Annotated in this window: 19 protein-coding genes; 6 read left to right on the top strand and 13 right to left on the bottom strand. The window is 35.3% G+C overall.

Going from position 1 to position 15,997, the window contains the following annotated elements:
- Positions 1-10 precede the first annotated feature (10 nt).
- Together MKX78_RS09340 and MKX78_RS09335 are read right to left on the bottom strand one after the other, a co-directional pair.
- Entirely contained in the window at positions 11-811 is an 801-nt protein-coding gene (locus tag MKX78_RS09340; protein WP_307314641.1) for an inositol monophosphatase family protein, read from the bottom strand.
- Positions 812-959: 148 nt separating this feature from the next.
- Positions 960-1,154: a hypothetical protein gene (locus MKX78_RS09335; protein WP_095369670.1), complete on the bottom strand. Its 195-nt coding sequence runs from the start codon at positions 1,152-1,154 to the stop codon at positions 960-962.
- Positions 1,155-1,384: 230 nt separating this feature from the next.
- Here MKX78_RS09335 and MKX78_RS09330 point away from each other — a divergent pair, with 230 nt between their 5' ends.
- Complete coding sequence (locus MKX78_RS09330) at positions 1,385-2,002, top strand: YktB family protein (RefSeq protein WP_307314644.1); 618 nt, start codon at positions 1,385-1,387, stop codon at positions 2,000-2,002.
- Between the two features lie 84 nt (positions 2,003-2,086).
- Here the strand turns inward: MKX78_RS09330 and MKX78_RS09325 are convergent, their stop codons facing one another.
- Positions 2,087-2,356 carry a UPF0223 family protein gene (locus MKX78_RS09325; RefSeq protein ID WP_095369672.1) on the bottom strand — a complete coding sequence of 90 codons (270 nt, stop codon included), beginning with the start codon at positions 2,354-2,356 and terminating at the stop codon, positions 2,087-2,089.
- Positions 2,357-2,693: 337 nt separating this feature from the next.
- Between MKX78_RS09325 and MKX78_RS09320 the strand changes: the two genes are divergently transcribed.
- Entirely contained in the window at positions 2,694-4,163 is a 1,470-nt protein-coding gene (locus MKX78_RS09320; RefSeq protein WP_095369673.1) for an aminotransferase class I/II-fold pyridoxal phosphate-dependent enzyme, read from the top strand.
- Between the two features lie 180 nt (positions 4,164-4,343).
- On the opposite strand, the gene MKX78_RS09315 is transcribed toward MKX78_RS09320, so the two are convergent.
- Together MKX78_RS09315 and MKX78_RS09310 are read right to left on the bottom strand one after the other, a co-directional pair.
- Complete coding sequence (locus tag MKX78_RS09315; RefSeq protein ID WP_095369674.1) at positions 4,344-4,469, bottom strand: GapA-binding peptide SR1P; 126 nt, start codon at positions 4,467-4,469, stop codon at positions 4,344-4,346.
- Between the two features lie 196 nt (positions 4,470-4,665).
- Positions 4,666-4,938 carry an SAV0927 family protein gene (locus tag MKX78_RS09310; RefSeq protein ID WP_095369675.1) on the bottom strand — a complete coding sequence of 91 codons (273 nt, stop codon included), beginning with the start codon at positions 4,936-4,938 and terminating at the stop codon, positions 4,666-4,668.
- A 143-nt stretch (positions 4,939-5,081) separates the two neighbouring features.
- Here MKX78_RS09310 and MKX78_RS09305 point away from each other — a divergent pair, with 143 nt between their 5' ends.
- Both MKX78_RS09305 and MKX78_RS09300 read left to right on the top strand, forming a co-directional pair.
- On the top strand, positions 5,082-5,522 hold the full coding sequence (locus MKX78_RS09305; protein ID WP_307314650.1) for a DUF1885 family protein: 441 nt from the start codon (positions 5,082-5,084) through the stop codon (positions 5,520-5,522).
- Between the two features lie 34 nt (positions 5,523-5,556).
- Entirely contained in the window at positions 5,557-5,907 is a 351-nt protein-coding gene (locus tag MKX78_RS09300; RefSeq protein WP_095369676.1) for a hypothetical protein, read from the top strand.
- On the opposite strand, the gene MKX78_RS09295 is transcribed toward MKX78_RS09300, so the two are convergent.
- The 7 genes from MKX78_RS09295 to MKX78_RS09265 all read right to left on the bottom strand — a co-directional run bounded on the left by MKX78_RS09295 (position 5,904) and on the right by MKX78_RS09265 (position 13,595).
- Positions 5,904-6,749: a polysaccharide deacetylase family protein gene (locus MKX78_RS09295; RefSeq protein ID WP_307314653.1), complete on the bottom strand. Its 846-nt coding sequence runs from the start codon at positions 6,747-6,749 to the stop codon at positions 5,904-5,906. The genes MKX78_RS09300 and MKX78_RS09295 overlap by 4 nt on opposite strands.
- Before the next feature lie 37 nt (positions 6,750-6,786).
- Positions 6,787-7,038, bottom strand: coding sequence for a hypothetical protein (locus MKX78_RS09290; RefSeq protein ID WP_307314655.1), 252 nt, complete (start codon positions 7,036-7,038; stop codon positions 6,787-6,789).
- Positions 7,039-7,380: 342 nt separating this feature from the next.
- Positions 7,381-8,790, bottom strand: a complete 1,410-nt coding sequence (gene lpdA / locus MKX78_RS09285) for a dihydrolipoyl dehydrogenase (protein WP_307314658.1) — start codon at positions 8,788-8,790, stop codon at positions 7,381-7,383.
- A 3-nt stretch (positions 8,791-8,793) separates the two neighbouring features.
- Positions 8,794-10,149: a dihydrolipoamide acetyltransferase family protein gene (locus tag MKX78_RS09280; protein WP_095369679.1), complete on the bottom strand. Its 1,356-nt coding sequence runs from the start codon at positions 10,147-10,149 to the stop codon at positions 8,794-8,796.
- Between the two features lie 65 nt (positions 10,150-10,214).
- Complete coding sequence (locus tag MKX78_RS09275) at positions 10,215-11,192, bottom strand: alpha-ketoacid dehydrogenase subunit beta (protein WP_095369680.1); 978 nt, start codon at positions 11,190-11,192, stop codon at positions 10,215-10,217.
- 3 nt (positions 11,193-11,195) lie between these two features.
- Positions 11,196-12,311 carry a pyruvate dehydrogenase (acetyl-transferring) E1 component subunit alpha gene (pdhA, locus tag MKX78_RS09270; protein WP_095369681.1) on the bottom strand — a complete coding sequence of 372 codons (1,116 nt, stop codon included), beginning with the start codon at positions 12,309-12,311 and terminating at the stop codon, positions 11,196-11,198.
- Between the two features lie 621 nt (positions 12,312-12,932).
- Complete coding sequence (locus tag MKX78_RS09265) at positions 12,933-13,595, bottom strand: YkyA family protein (RefSeq protein ID WP_095369682.1); 663 nt, start codon at positions 13,593-13,595, stop codon at positions 12,933-12,935.
- Between the two features lie 262 nt (positions 13,596-13,857).
- On the opposite strand from MKX78_RS09265, the gene MKX78_RS09260 reads away from it, so the two are divergent.
- Both MKX78_RS09260 and def read left to right on the top strand, forming a co-directional pair.
- Positions 13,858-13,977, top strand: coding sequence for a YjcZ family sporulation protein (locus tag MKX78_RS09260; RefSeq protein WP_095369683.1), 120 nt, complete (start codon positions 13,858-13,860; stop codon positions 13,975-13,977).
- Positions 13,978-14,190: 213 nt separating this feature from the next.
- A complete protein-coding gene (gene def / locus MKX78_RS09255; RefSeq protein WP_307314666.1) occupies positions 14,191-14,748 on the top strand; it encodes a peptide deformylase in 558 nt (185 codons plus the stop codon).
- Between the two features lie 66 nt (positions 14,749-14,814).
- On the opposite strand, the gene MKX78_RS09250 is transcribed toward def, so the two are convergent.
- Complete coding sequence (locus MKX78_RS09250; protein ID WP_307314667.1) at positions 14,815-15,582, bottom strand: Cof-type HAD-IIB family hydrolase; 768 nt, start codon at positions 15,580-15,582, stop codon at positions 14,815-14,817.
- Positions 15,583-15,997 lie beyond the last annotated feature (415 nt).

Below are 15,997 nucleotides of genomic sequence, written 5' to 3'. Positions count from 1 at the left end.
CATTTTTTTATTACCAATTTCCACTGTTTAAATACTGCTGAAGAATTTCTTTATGTACACCCGGCCTTGCAACAAATACTGAAGTTTGAGGTGTAATCATCAAGGCTTCCCCTTTTAAATTAGTCGTTTTTCCTCCTACTTCATTGATTAAAATCATACCGCCACCGTAATCCCATGGAGCAAGTCGCAAACTTATATAAGCATCTAGGCGACCAGAAGCAACATAGGCCATTTCAAGCGCAGCAGAACCATACGATCTTGTTCCTCTCGCATCCTTTACTAATGGAGCAAGGTAACTAGGGTCAATACGCTTGTTACTCGTTACCCAAGTGGCATTGATGCCAATTATTGCATCTTTTACTTCACCCTTAGTCAATGGCTTCAGCTTCGTGTCATTCATGTATGCACCTTCACCACTAATCGTATGATACATTTCATCATGTACCACATCATAAATCATCCCGACTTTACCGACTCCCTCATGAAATACACCAATGGAAATGGCAAAATTTCTTTGTTGGTGAATAAAATTCATGGTGCCATCAATGGGATCAATCACCCAAATAATCCCACCTACATCCGCAAAATCATCACCAAAACCTTCTTCGCTTAAGATGCGATGTGATGGAAAATGGTCATGTATTTTACCAATAAGAAATTGCTCGGTTCCTTTGTCCATATCCGTGACAAGGTCATTGCGATGAGATTTTGTTGCAATGGTTAATTCTTCACTAAATGATGCTTTGATTCTCTCTCCAGCTTCCTTCACCCATGTGGTGGCTAATCTATGTATTTCATTCCAATTAGTCATTTTCATCCTCCACTCTTTATTAAGCGGTATAAAATACCATTAGCTTATCGAAAAAATAGCAATACTTCAAGTGAACAGCTTTAAAAAGCAATAAGCGAACTTAACTGCTTGCTGTTAAGTTCGCTTTAACATCTTTATTCATCACAACTTAAAATGCATTAAGCTTGAGAAGTTCCTGTCTGATTTTTTCAAGCTTTTTCTTTGTAGATTTTACTTCCTCTTCATCTTTCAGTTCTAAAGCTTCAAAAAGTGTTGCTAACTCATAATCCATCTCTAATCGCAATACTGCCGTTCTTTCTTTTTCAAATGTAGCCATTTTGATTGAATTAATTAGCTGCTTCATTAGACAGTGCACCCCTTTTCGTTTTAGTAATTTCACAAGAAAAGTTTTCTGATTATTTTTACTTTTATCATATGAAGCTTCTTTTCACAGTGCAACAAAATTGTACGTTTACCTATGAAGAAGATGATTTTACCCAATTGATTATTATTTTGGTGTACAAAATTGGTTCTCTCTCCCGGTTTTATGCTACAATATGCGACATAGTAAAACGGTTTAAGGAGTGTTTACATATGACATTTAATGGATTTAAGAAAGAAGATTTCGATGTTTTTACAATTGATGGTTTAGAAGAAAGAATGGAAGCCTTAATTGCAACAGTAAGACCCAAACTTGAAGCACTTGGAGAAACATTTTCCCCTTTTCTCTCTGCAGAAACAGGTGATGAAATGATTCCTCATGTGGCTAAGCATGCGAGAAGGACAAAAAATCCACCAAATGATACTTGGGTCGCTTTCGCCAATAATACAAGAGGCTATAAGATGCTTCCTCACTTTCAGATTGGTCTGTGGGAAACGCATGTATTTGTCTGGTTTGCCATTATTTATGAAGCACCGAATAAAGTTGAGATTGCTGAAAAATTGCAAACCAAAATAGATAAAATCTATGATGATATCCCACAAGACTTCGTTTGGTCATTAGATCACACGAAACCAGAAGTGATCAAACATAGCGACCTTACAAAGGATGAGCTAGAAAACATGTTTGTTCGACTACAGAATGTCAAAAAAGCAGAGTTACTCTGTGGTATAAATATGACAAAAGAAGAAGCAATTAAACTTTCTGCTTCTGAATTTATTACTTACACAGAGAGTGTTTTTAAAAAAGTTATACCCCTCTATAAATTGTAATAAACCTCTGTAAAGTTTAATCATTTTATAAAAAGAAAAAAGCAGTGAAGACTGGTTCAAACCGTCTCTTACTGCTTTTTCTTATTACATTTTAATTTTACTACTCTCATCTGCTTTTTTTGCCATTTGAACCGTGCGATAAGAAGAATACCCACTTATTTCTTCAAAATCATTACAAAGGTTTCTCTCTTGTGCTTTGCCCGGTACGATTTCTTTAAAACGACGATAAGCAGCCATGAAATCTTCACGTTGAATACCTTTTTCGTAAGCTTTTTCGACTGCTTGAAAAAAAGCAATCGCATCTATAATTTCTTCTGTTGACCAATCGCTTTCCATTGGATATTGATACTCCATATAAACACCTCTCACTTAGATTACATGCTGATTGTACGGGAGTTAACGAAGAAGAGCAAGCATATGCTAAATTTTAGAATCTAAAAAAACATAGACAAGTTTATTTAGTGGATATGCATATATCTTAGTATGGGAAGAATCCACTCAAATGAATCATTTCATACGGATAATTGAATCCTATAAAGATGATGGAGTGTTAACTATCTATCCTAACGAATGGAGTGCAAAGTTAGCGCAATAAAAATTTTTGTTTATCTTTCTATGCAGGAGGAAGGATAAATGCTATAATTCACTTGTTTGTTTGCAAAATTGATTGTTTAAAGAGGTGTGAATTTAATTGTCTCAAACAGAAACACCATTATTTAATGGACTTCTCTCCCACGCAAAACGCGAACCGATTCAATTTCATATTCCTGGACATAAAAAAGGAAGAGGGATGGATCCTGATTTCAGAAATTTCATTGGAGAAAATGCACTTTCTATTGACTTGATAAATATAGGTCCACTAGATGACCTGCATCGCCCATCAGGCATCATAAAAGAAGCACAAGACTTAGCAGCTGAAGCCTTTGGTGCTGACCATACGTTCTTTTCCGTACAAGGTACGAGTGGTGCTATTATGACGATGGTTATGGCTGTTTGTGGTCCTGGAGAAAAAATTATCGTACCAAGAAATGTGCACAAATCTGTCATGTCTGCCATTATCTTTGCTGGCGCAACCCCTATCTTTATCCACCCTGTCGTTGATAAAGAGTTAGGTATCTCACACGGTATTACAACTGATGCTGTTGAGAAAGCGTTAGAACAACATCCAGATGCCAAAGGGTTACTTGTTATTAACCCTACTTATTTTGGTATTGCCTGTGACTTAAAGGAAGTTGTTGATTTGGCCCATTCGTACGATATTCCTGTATTAGTAGATGAAGCACATGGTGTTCATATTCATTTTCATGATGAGCTTCCATTGTCTGCCATGCAAGCTGGTGCAGATTTAGCTGCTACGAGCGTCCATAAGCTAGGTGGTTCTATGACACAAAGCTCCATTCTTAACTTAAAGGGTACGAGAGTGTCAGCAAAAAGGGTACAGTCCATACTTAGCATGCTAACAACTACCTCTACCTCTTATTTACTTCTTGCCTCATTAGATGTTGCTAGAAAACGTTTAGCCACTGAAGGAAGAGCAATTATCGAGGAAACTATTGAGCTTGCTCAATATATGAGGAAAGAATTAAACGAAATTGAACATATTTATTGTGTAGGAAGAGAAATTCTTGGTACAAATGCAACCTTTAATTACGACCCTACAAAATTAATCATATCTGTGAAAGATTTAGGTATAAGTGGGTTTGATGTAGAAGTATGGTTAAGAGAGCATTACAATATCGAAGTTGAATTATCTGACCTATATAATATTCTCTGTATCATCACAGCTGGTGATGATAGAACTGATGCAGATAAGCTTATTCATGCCTTGAAAGAGCTATCTAAAGAAAGACACGGGAAAGCAGCGAAAGTAAACCCGCAAGTGTTATTACCCAATATTCCATTATTAGCACTATCTCCTAGAGATGCATTTTATGCTGATAGTGAACTTGTTCCTTTTGATGAATCAGAAGGTAGAATTATTGCTGAATTCATTATGGTATACCCACCAGGTATTCCTATCTTTACTCCTGGGGAGATTATTACAAAGGAAAACCTTAACTATATCAAAACAAATATGGAAGCCGGACTGCCAGTCCAGGGACCAGAAGATTATGATTTTAAATATATTCGAGTAATTAAAGAACATAAAGCGATAAAATAAAACTCGAGATAAAATGATAATTGGCTTAGTTTCACATTTCTATTGCGAATCAAATGACATATTTGATTCGCATTTTTTATGGAAAATTATTATGATAAGAACCCAATAAAAAATGCCATAGATTTAATCTATGGCATTTGCACTCTGTTTATTATAAAGATTAATAGTTTAATATATCATCTATTCTTCAATGTGCATCTTGCTATGCTCGTTTTTACATCCACATTGACCGTATAAAACTGTCACCTTTTCATCTTCAAAAACTTCAATAGTTTCGTCACATATTTGACAAACGATGGTACCCATTCTTTATCCATCCTTTCATCATTCATTGTAATCGTTTTCATCATATATATTATAATAATACATACTATTTAACTTATCAAGCCCTTTTTTTTAACTAATAACGATAAAATAAGACATACTAAATCACACAAAAGAAAAAGAAATCAGCACATTAACTGATTTCTTGTACCTTATTAACCTTGATTTATCTACAACCTTACTTATTTAATTCAAGCTTAAAAAATTGAATAAGTTCAGCTGTTTGTTCATTACTTTCAATTTGAAAAGCTTTTTGGAGGTAATGGCGATCATCAAGATCTTTTATATCGAGGAGAGTAGAACAACTCGTCTGCAAGCAAACCACAAGGGGTTTTGTAAAGAAAGGGACCGCAAAAATGGCAAAATCGTAGCGAGTAATAGAAGAAGAAAAGCCAACAAATCTGGCATGTACATCCTCTAAATCATCATACATTTGATTTAAAAACTTCATATCCACCCTCCTTTAAATAATTTGAATATTATTATAATTTATCTTTGATCTCTATGCAACATTTTCATTGTCACATATATTTCACTGGTGATAGAATAGATATAGTGTATACCCTAAGGATTTTTGAATGGAGGCTTTTTTAAATGAATGCATATGCATCGATTAAGCTAGTGCCTGCATCCAAGATTGACACAATTACAACAACTGAACTAAGAGGTTATTTCCAATATTATAAAGACATCACTGCGAAAACTGGAAATCAGGTGGATTGGGCCTATAGTCAAGCTGCTTTCCCATATGAGATCATTGATTCTAATGAGAAACAAGGGGAACAAATTACTCTCTATTCTGAAAATGAAAGATATCGTGCCATCCTTATTTCTATTCAAAAAGAAAAAATAATGGATAATGATGATACACCGAGGATTCAAACAAATATTTGCTTTACATTGCCTGAAGTAGCGACGTTCGGCGATAAAGGAAAAGCAAATGAATATTGCAAATTTCTCGCTAAAAAACTACAAGCCGAGCTTCATCTATTCAATGGACGAGTCATGTACTACTACAAAAGAAAACTACAATGAAAAAAATACTTCAGCTAGAGGGGTTATAATCTTCATGCGAAAACCAGTCATAATTACTTTAATCATTGCACTTATTTTCACATTCATCTCGCCTTTTATTTTTAGTAAATATCTCGAAGATGTACCAGAACCATTAGAACAATCATTTTTGTTTGGGGGGCCATTTCCATATGCCAAACAGAGCGTAACCGTTTCAGACGATACATCATCCTACCCGAAAGTAATAGAATTCACCTCACCCCTTGACGCTGAGACGAGTATCCAATGGGTTCCATTTCTTTTAAATATTTTAAGCTACTTTCTATTATTCTTCTCAATCTACTCCATTACTTCACGATTTATTAATGGGCGGGCAACAAGAAAAGAAAAAGAGGATCAGCCTTAAGCTGCCTCTTTTTCTTTTTGTATTTTGTTTGGATCTAGAAACTCATAGCCCTTCTCTTGTATGCCATTAATAATTCCTTTCAATGCTTCATTGGTCCATGAACGATCATGTGTTAATAGAATAGCTCCATTACTCAAATAAGGGTTCTCTACCATGATCTTTTCTAATGCATCTTTTGACTGGTAATCTACTTCCCAATCATACCCAAAAGTCCAATTCATTGGTATCATTTTCTCTTCTTTAGCAATTCTCAAGCTAGTGTCTGTATTCGCCCCAAACGGAGCTCTGAAAAACTGTGGTCTACTTCCAATGATCTCCTCGACTAAATCATTTAAAGAAATGATTTCCTCTCTTTGCTTATCTTCTGAAATCTCCGTTAAGTTCTCATGGTGATATGTATGGTTACCAATCTGGAAACCTAAATCAGCTATTTCTTTCAATGTCTTTTTACCTTCTTCACTTTGCAGGAAATGACCATTGACAAAAAAAATAGCAGGCACATTTTTTTCCCTTAATGTTTTTGCCATTTCCAATGCATACTTGTCCGGTGCATCATCAATCGTTAACAATACAACTTTATCATTAGCATCTTTTATCGGCTCAACCTTCCATGTTTTTTCATTAACGATATATGATGGTTGGACATCAACTTCTGCCAAATCTTCTTTCTCTTCAGTTACTTCTTCATCCTTTTCTTCTTCTTGTGCCGTTTCTTCCTCATGCTCTGTTTCTTCTATCGCTTCATCGCCTTTTGGCTCATTCGTTGTTTCTTTTTCTTCATTACCACATGCTGTAACAACTAAAACAAGACTAAGTAATAAAACGAAAAAACTGTTCTTCATCACATTCATTCCTCTCAAGTAATTCTTTTGTTAAAAGTTATCTTATTAGATCATCTATGTAGAACATAATGAAATAGAAAAATAAATATACGGTAATACTGATAGAAGTAGCTAATACTGTTCTCATTTTTGAATGTAATAAATGATTACCCAATACCATAGCAAAATAAACAAATATAAGCAGGATGATGACCTTCATACTTAATTTGTCATATCTTGATAACCATTCAACAAATGTATAACCACTCCATATGATTAACTGTAAAATAACGACCGTATATAGCCTCATACCCTCACCGTCCTGAAAATTTGCACTTTTATTTCTATCATTGTATGCATGCGAACAGAACGATATTTCCATTGTACCATACAACATATACCAAAAACTTCCGTATTATTTCCAATTAAGTGAAAAAAGTGCTAATTTCATGTAGAATTTTAGTCGTTGTGAGATCTGGGTTATCCTACATTATGAAAAATAACATAAGTCACTCTTATCAATAATCTGAATTTTTTTTGCATTCCGGGAATTTTATCTTAAACAGCCACTTTTATGCAAAAAAACTGCACCAGCAAATGTAGCAAACATTTGTGGTGCAGTTCATCATATAAACAGCTATTTGTAAAATAATTATTTTACAATATGAATAGGTGTACCTAGAGCAACCTCAGCTGCTTCCATTGTAATCTCACCTAAAGTTGGATGAGCATGAATAGTCATCGCAAGATCTTCTGCAGTCATTCCCGCTTCAATTGCTAATCCGAGCTCAGCAATCATATCAGATGCATTTGCACCAGCGATTTGCGCACCGATTACTAATCCATCTTCTTTACGCGTAATTAACTTCACATAACCATCTGTGCTATCAAGAGCCAATGCACGACCATTTGCAGCAAATGGGAACTTAGCAGCTGTATACTCAAGACCTTCCTCTTTTGCTTGGGCTTCTGAATAGCCTACAGTTGCAAGTTCAGGTTCTGAGAATACAACAGCAGGAATGCCAAGATAGTCAATTTCAGACGGTTCACCAGCAATTGCCTCAGCAGCAATTTTACCTTCATACGAAGCTTTATGTGCTAGTTGAGGTCCAGCCACAACATCACCAATAGCAAAAATGCTATTTACATTTGTACGACATTGTTTGTCAACTTCAATGACGCCTTTATCAGTCATTTTCACACCTACTTGCTCAAGGCCAAGTTCATCTGTGTTAGGACGACGACCAACCATAACAAATAAGTAATCAGCTTCTAAAACTTCTTCTTTACCTTTTACTTCATAAGTTACTTTTACACCATTTTCAGTTTCTTCAACTGACTTTGCAGATGCTTTAGTAATAATTTCTGCACCTTTTTTCTTTAAGTTCTTTTTCACAAGTGTTGTCATTTGTTTCTCAAAACCTAGAAGAATATCATCTGCACCTTCTAGAATAGTTACTTGAGAACCAAAGCTTGCGTATGCACCACCAAGCTCGACACCAATTACACCGCCGCCAATAACAGCGATTTTTTCTGGAATTTCCTCAAGCGCTAGCGCCCCTGTAGAATTTAATACACGTTTAGAATATTTAAATGCTGGTAGTTCAATTGGTCTTGAACCAGTTGCAATAATCGCATTTTTGAAAGTGTATGTTTGTGCGGAATTGTCATCCATTACACGTAACGTGTTGGCATCGACAAAATACGCTTCACCTTTAACAATGTCAATTTTGTTCCCTTTAAGTAAGCCTTGAATACCGCCTACTAACTTTTTCACTACGCCAGCTTTAAATTCTTGGACTTTAGAGAAATCAACTTTTACGTTTTCAGCTGTAATACCAATTGATTCTGATTCTTTAGCCGTTTCATAACGGTGACCAGCAGAGATCAATGCTTTAGATGGAATACATCCAACGTTTAAGCATACGCCCCCTACTTCACCTCTTTCTACGATTGTTACTTTTTGTCCTGTTTGTGCGGCACGAATGGCTGCCACATATCCTCCTGGACCTGAACCAATTACTATAGTATCTGTTTCAATTGGGAAATCTCCTACTACCATTTCTTACGCCTCCATTAGCAATAATTCTGGGTCATTTAGTAAACGCTTGATGTGATTTAGTGCATTTTGAGCAGTAGCGCCATCGATGATGCGGTGATCAAAGCTCAATGATAATGCTAGAACTGGTGCTGCGATAATTTCTCCATCTTTGACGATTGCTTTTTCAGCAATTCGACCGATACCTAAAATAGCTACTTCTGGTTGGTTAATAAGTGGTGTAAACCATTGACCACCAGCAGAGCCGATATTTGTTATCGTACAAGAAGCACCTTTCATTTCGCTTCCTGAAAGTTTTCCATCTCTTGCTTTTGTAGCTAATTCATTTATCTCATTTGACGTAGTGAATATGGATTTACGGTCAGCATCTTTAACCACTGGTACAAGTAACCCTCTATCAGTATCAGCAGCGATACCAATATTGTAATAATGCTTGTGAACGATTTCTCCCGCTTCTTCATCTAGAGAAGTGTTAAGGACTGGATATTCACGTAATGCACTTGTTAATGCTTTTACTACATAAGGTAAGAAGGTTAATTTAATTCCTTTTTCTGCGGCAACTTCTTTGAACTTCTTACGATGAGCAACTAATTTTGTTACATCGATTTCGTCCATTAATGTCACATGTGGAGCCGTTTGCTTCGTCTTAACCATTGCTTTAGCAATCGCTTTTCGAATACCACTCATTTTTTCACGTGTTTCAGGATAGCTTCCTTCAGGAATAGACTGAGTTTGGGATTTCTCCTCTTCCTTACTTTCAACCGAAGCGTCTTGTTGTTGAGGCTCAGTGTCAGCTTGTTGCTCATTTCCACCTTCTAAGAATAGATTAATATCCTCTTTTACCACACGTCCATTTTTTCCGCTACCGCTTACTTGTTGAATATCTACACCTTTTTCTCTTGCGTATTTACGTACTGAAGGCATAGCAATAACACGCTGATTAGAATCAGTGTTTGTTTCAGAGATGACTTTTCCTTCTTTTTTGTCTTCATCTTTAGGAGCTGTTTTCTCTTTTTCTACACTTTCTCCTTCTTCAGCAGTTCCTTGAACTTGAGATTCTGTTTCTTTCTTTTCCTCAGACTCTTCTTCTTCATGGTCACCTTTAAACTTTAAGTCTTCATAACCAGGTGCATCGAAGCTAATAAGTACTTGTCCAACAGTGGCTACGCTACCTTCTTCTACGTGAATCTCTTCTACTTTCCCTTTTACAGGAGAAGGTATTTCAACTACCGCTTTATCATTTTGAACTTCACAAAGAACATCATCTTCTTGAACTTCATCACCAGCTTTTACAAACCATTTGACGATTTCGCCTTCATGGATACCTTCACCGATATCAGGCAATCTAAATTGAAATGCCAATTAAATTCACCATCCTATTGTATCATAGTTATTAAAGAAATTAGGGGTCACGTTCCCTATTTTATTTAAAATTCAATTACTTTTTTTGCAGTTTGAATAATGTCTTTATAGTTCGGCAACCATACTGTTTCCGCTTGTGGAAAAGCAAACACAGTATCAGGTGCTGCTACACGTAATACAGGTGCCTCTAAGCTAAGAATCGCACGGTCGTTAATTTCAGCCACAACATTTGCTGCAACACCAGCTTGTTTTTGTGCTTCTTGCACAACAATTGCTCTGTTTGTTTTCTCAACTGAAGAAATAATTGTTTCAATATCAATTGGGCTAACTGTTCGAAGGTCAATCACTTCTGCTGAATGTCCTTCTTTTTCTAATTCGTCAGCCGCCTTTAAAGCTTCATGAACCATTGCACCATAAGTAATAATTGAAATGTCATTACCTTCACGTTTCACTTCAGCTTTACCTAGTGGAATTGTATATTCTTCTTCAGGTACTTCTTGGCGGAATGAACGATATAATTTCATATGCTCCAAGAAGATGACAGGATCATTATCTCGAATCGCAGAAATTAAAAGACCTTTTGCATCATATGGAGAAGAAGGAATAACGACCTTTAAACCGGGTTGTTGAGCCATCAATCCTTCTAAACTATCAGCATGCATTTCTGGTGTGTGTACACCGCCTCCAAATGGTGAACGAATAGTAACAGGGGCATTATATCTTCCTCCAGAACGATAGCGCATACGAGCAAGCTGTCCGGAAATACTATCCATTACTTCATAAACAAATCCAAAGAATTGAATTTCAGGAACTGGGCGATAGCCTTGTAAACCAAGTCCGACTGCAAGACCGCCAATTCCAGATTCCGCTAATGGTGTATCAAACACACGCTCTTCGCCGAATTCTTTTTGAAGACCTTCAGTAGCACGGAACACTCCACCGTTTACGCCTACGTCTTCTCCAAATACTAATACATTCGGGTCATTCTTAAGTTCTGTACGAAGTGCATCAGTGATTGCTTGGATCATTGTCATTTGCGCCATGGCTTACTTCGACTCCTTCTCTTTATAAATTTCATATTGTTCTTTAAGGTGATAAGGCATTTCTTCATACATAATATTAATTAAGTCAGTTACTTTTTGTTTTGGTGTGCTATCAGCTTCTTTAATAGCCACTTTTATATCTTCTTTTGCTTTTTCAATGACCTCGTTTTCCATATCTTCATTCCATAACTTCTTGCCTTCTAGGAATTTACGGAAGCGAACAAGTGGATCTTTCTTTTCCCATTCATTATCAAGATCACTTGTTCTGTAACGCGTCGGGTCATCGCCAGCCATTGTGTGAGGACCGTAACGATAAGTTAATGTCTCAATTAATGTTGGTCCTTCTCCATTAATAGCGCGCTCACGTGCTTCACTAACAGCAGCATAAACAGCTAGAGCATCCATACCATCAACTTGAATACCAGGAATTCCTGCAGCAACCGCTTTTTGTGCAATTGTTTTAGCAGCAGATTGCTTCTCTACAGGTGTTGAAATGGCAAAGCGATTGTTTTGAACAATGAAAATAGCAGGTGCTTTGAAGGCACCAGCAAAGTTAATTCCTTCATAGAAATCACCTTGTGAAGCTCCACCATCACCAGTATAAGTAATCGCTACTTTCTTTTCGCCACGTTTCTTAATTCCTAATGCTACTCCTGCAGTTTGAATGTATTGTGCACCAATAATAATTTGTGGTGCAATCACATGGACGTCCTCTGGGATGTTTCCACCTTCAAAATGACCTCTAGACCATAAGAATGCTTGAGCAAGCGGAAGGCCATGCCAAATGATTTGAGGGACATCTCTATATCCAGGTAAAATAAAATCTTCTTTCTCTAAAGCAAATTGTGAAGCCAGTTGAGATGCTTCTTGTCCAGCAGTTGGTGCATAAAAGCCCAGTCTACCTTGTCTATTTAAAGAAATGGAACGTTGGTCAAGAATACGTGTGTACACCATCCGTTTCATTAGTTCTTGTAATTGCTCATCTTTTAGATCTGGCATTGCTGATTCATTAACAACTTTACCTTCTTCATCTAAAATTTGCAGTGTTTCAAATTGATCTTCTACTTTTTCAAGTTGCTTCTTTACATCTAAACTAGCCTTTTTCGTTTTTGAAGCCATAAAAAGTCACCCTTTCTTATTTTAAAAACGCTTAATTGATTATCAAATGGAGAATATCACGTTTATATTTGTCTGATGACAACACATAGTATAGTTTTCCACAAATACCAACAAAAAAAACGTCTTTATTATTATAACTTCTTTTCTTCAAACTGTACTAGTTGTATCACAAAAATGAATGACACACTTTTCTTCGTTTGCATTTATTTTAATATAAGGTTTTTCATTCGTCAATTGTGAAAACCTTTATTTTTTTGGTTTTAAATCATTTCAAATAATAATAAATGAAAATTTAAAACTTTAACTGTCTTAATCTGTACTATATAAAAGAGAGGTTTTATCCATCTGTTATAATAAAGGTAATATTCATAAAAAGAGATATAATTAGACTATTTTCATTATTTTATAATCCGCTTTTTCGAAACTTTCCAGTATACTAGTCTGAATAAACTCTACCAAAATCTTTGAGCACATATTGATCTCCCTCACAAAAAACAGATTGTAACTTTTAAGTTTTATTAATCAAAAGATCACTTTTTTAAGGAAAATAATTATATAAACAAACAACGAGCAAATCCATATTATTGAATTTGCTCGTTACATATACTCTTTTAACGTATACTATTCTTTTTTCTCTTCCATTTCTATACCAGCATCTTTATAAAACGCAAGCTTCTTATCATTATATTCTTTCGTTTTCTCATTAAATGTTTCATTATTTTCTACAATCTTCTCATATGATTGATTAATTTTCTCAATTTGGGTTTCAAGCTGTTCTAATGTAACATCTTCTTTCTTAAATAGCTCATACAATTCGATGTCCATTTCAGTTGAATTCATATAATGATTATATAATTCACTGTGTACATCATAACGCTGCATCATAACATCGTATAATTCATCAGCTGACTTTTTTAAATCTTCATCTTCTATTTTATTTATTTGCTTCTCCGTTTTTTCGAACTCTTTTTGCGAAGCTTTAATGCTACCTTCTTCGTTTTTCATTAATTCTTGTCGTTCATTAACAAGTTCAATCGCCTCATTTGATAGTTCTTTAATTTGATCGAATTCTTTCATACTTAAAGCAATGATTTGATCATAAATTTCTTTTTCTTTTTTCTCAATTTCTACAAGAGGCTCCTGTTGATTTTTGAATTCTTGTTCAGCTTGCGCAACTTCCTCTAACGTATTGAGCATCTCTTCTTTTGGACTTTGACTACAACCACCTAGGAATATGATACTTGCGACCATTGTTAGTCCAATGAGTTTTACTTTCTTATACATCCTATCCCTCCACATAAATTTGTCTAGACCATTATGTATCTCTCTTTGCATAAACTTGTCTAATTATAAAAAAATTTGTCGTTTATCACTTCTACTATATCGATACTTTAAACATTTTACAATTATTAACTAGTACTATATATATTCTTGTTATTTTGAACTATGCTTTAGGCGCTGGCCCATACAATTTGCTTCTCATGGTCATAGCCTATACTAATCGTCCGCTAAGGATGAAAATGAAAAATGCTGGAGGTATAAACATATGTATGGATATGGATACGGTAATGCTGGTTGTGGAAACGGTTGTGGTGGAAGCGGATTTGCTTTAATTATCGTTCTCTTTATTTTATTGATTATCGTAGGGGCAGCTCTTTGGAACTAGTATTAGGAGGGTGTAGATCCTATCTACACCTTTACATACAGAATAAGTCAATGATTAGATTAACTTTTTCAATTTTGTTTGGTAAACTTATTTCATTACCTTTTCAATTGAAAAGATAGGGAACATAAGACATCCTTATTTCACTAAAACTTTTCAATAAATCTTAAAAAATACAAAAACATAATATTTACCTTTTCAAGGAGTGTTGAGATTTTGTTAACGATGAATGATATTGTCCGGGATGGTCATCCTGTGTTAAGGAAAGTAGCCGAAGATGTTATTTTACCAGCTTCTTTAGAGGACAAGAAACTATTAAACGATTTGATGATGTATGTACAAAATAGTCAAAACCCTGTCATTGCGGAGCAATATGGATTAAGGCCAGGAATAGGGTTAGCAGCTCCACAGATAAATGTATCAAAAAGAATGATTGCCGTTCATTGTTCGGATGAAAAAAACAACTTAATCAGTTACGCACTCTTCAACCCCAAAATTATTAGCCATTCAGTTGAGAAGGCATATTTAACAGCTGGTGAAGGCTGTCTTTCAGTGGATGAGGCGATTGAAGGGTTTGTTCCAAGGTATGCACGAGTTACAGTTAAAGGGTATAACATTGACAATGAGGAAGTTAAAATAAGATTAAAAGGCTTACCTGCTATTTGTTTTCAACATGAAATTGATCATTTAAACGGTGTGATGTTCTATGACCATATAAATCAACAAGACCCTTTCAAACCGATTGAAAATGCTATTGCGATAGAAAGAATGTAAAGTACTCGAGTTATGGAGGAGAGTATGATTACTCCCCTCCATTTTAATCTTTACCCAGGTCTTTCGTTATATTAATTCCAGCCTTCTTAAACCCTTCCATATCCCATCTTCATCTACATGTTCTGTCACCATATTTGCGACTTTTTTAACTTCTGGAAAAGCGTTTCCCATAGCAACACCGACACCACTGGCCTCAAGCATTTCAATATCATTTAAACCATCACCAAAAGCGTATACATCTTCCATACTGATGTTTAGTCTCTTAATCATCTCTTTTATCCCTTCTGCTTTTGTACCTCCAGTTGGGACAACGTCAGTAGATACACGATGCCATCTTACAAAGCCAAACTCGTCATAACCATCTAAATATAGGCTTTCATCCTCATGTTTACAGAAAACAAGTGCCTGATAAATCTCTTTCTTTTCATAGAAAATAGCATCTTCTTCAGGGTGTGGAAAATCTAGGCTATCCATACTTTCTTGAATATATGGGTGATGAGAAACAGATGACTTCATTGTCTCTTCATTTAAATAAACCATCGGATGACCATTTTTATGTGTATGTTTCTCTAATTGTCTTAACTGGACCTTATTTAATGGGTTTTTATAGATGACGTTTCCTTCAAAAACAACATATTGACCGTTAAAACTAACAAAAGACTCAATATCTAATTGCTCTCTAATATGCTTAAACATAAATGGAGCTCTTCCTGTAGCAATCGCTACATAAATGCCATTTTCCTGTAACTGCTTGACCGCTTTTTTCGTTGAATCAGGTATAACATTTTCTTTATTGAGCAAAGTCCCGTCTATATCAAAAAATACAATTTTCATTTTATAACTCCTTTTTCTACCTACATGATAAATGATTTCGGTTTATTACGATTTCCACCACTAAAACCTTATAACCTTCTTGTTTAATATGTCAAACAACTACAGTCAATAACATTTTTTACTAAAACTCTAACCGAAGGCTTTACTTTACAGACATATCGTATACAATAGGATTAAGGGAATTGAATCGAAGAGTGTTTAAAGTATGACAAATAGTAGTGAAAACGGATTTTGAGCCCTTCAAACTTGCGAAGGGCTCCTTCATTATTGTAAATTTATAATCAATACACTTAATTACATACATGACTTCAGAAATGAAATAGCAATTCGTAAAATAAAAAGTCACTGTTTTAGACATAAATAAGAATGGGCATGATGATGAAAGCCTCTAGACTGATTTAATTTTATTATACAA

The organism is Cytobacillus sp. FSL R5-0569, from assembly GCF_038007265.1.
GTDB lineage: Bacteria > Bacillota > Bacilli > Bacillales > Cytobacillaceae > Cytobacillus > Cytobacillus kochii.
This window is presented reverse-complemented; position numbering and strand designations above follow the sequence as displayed.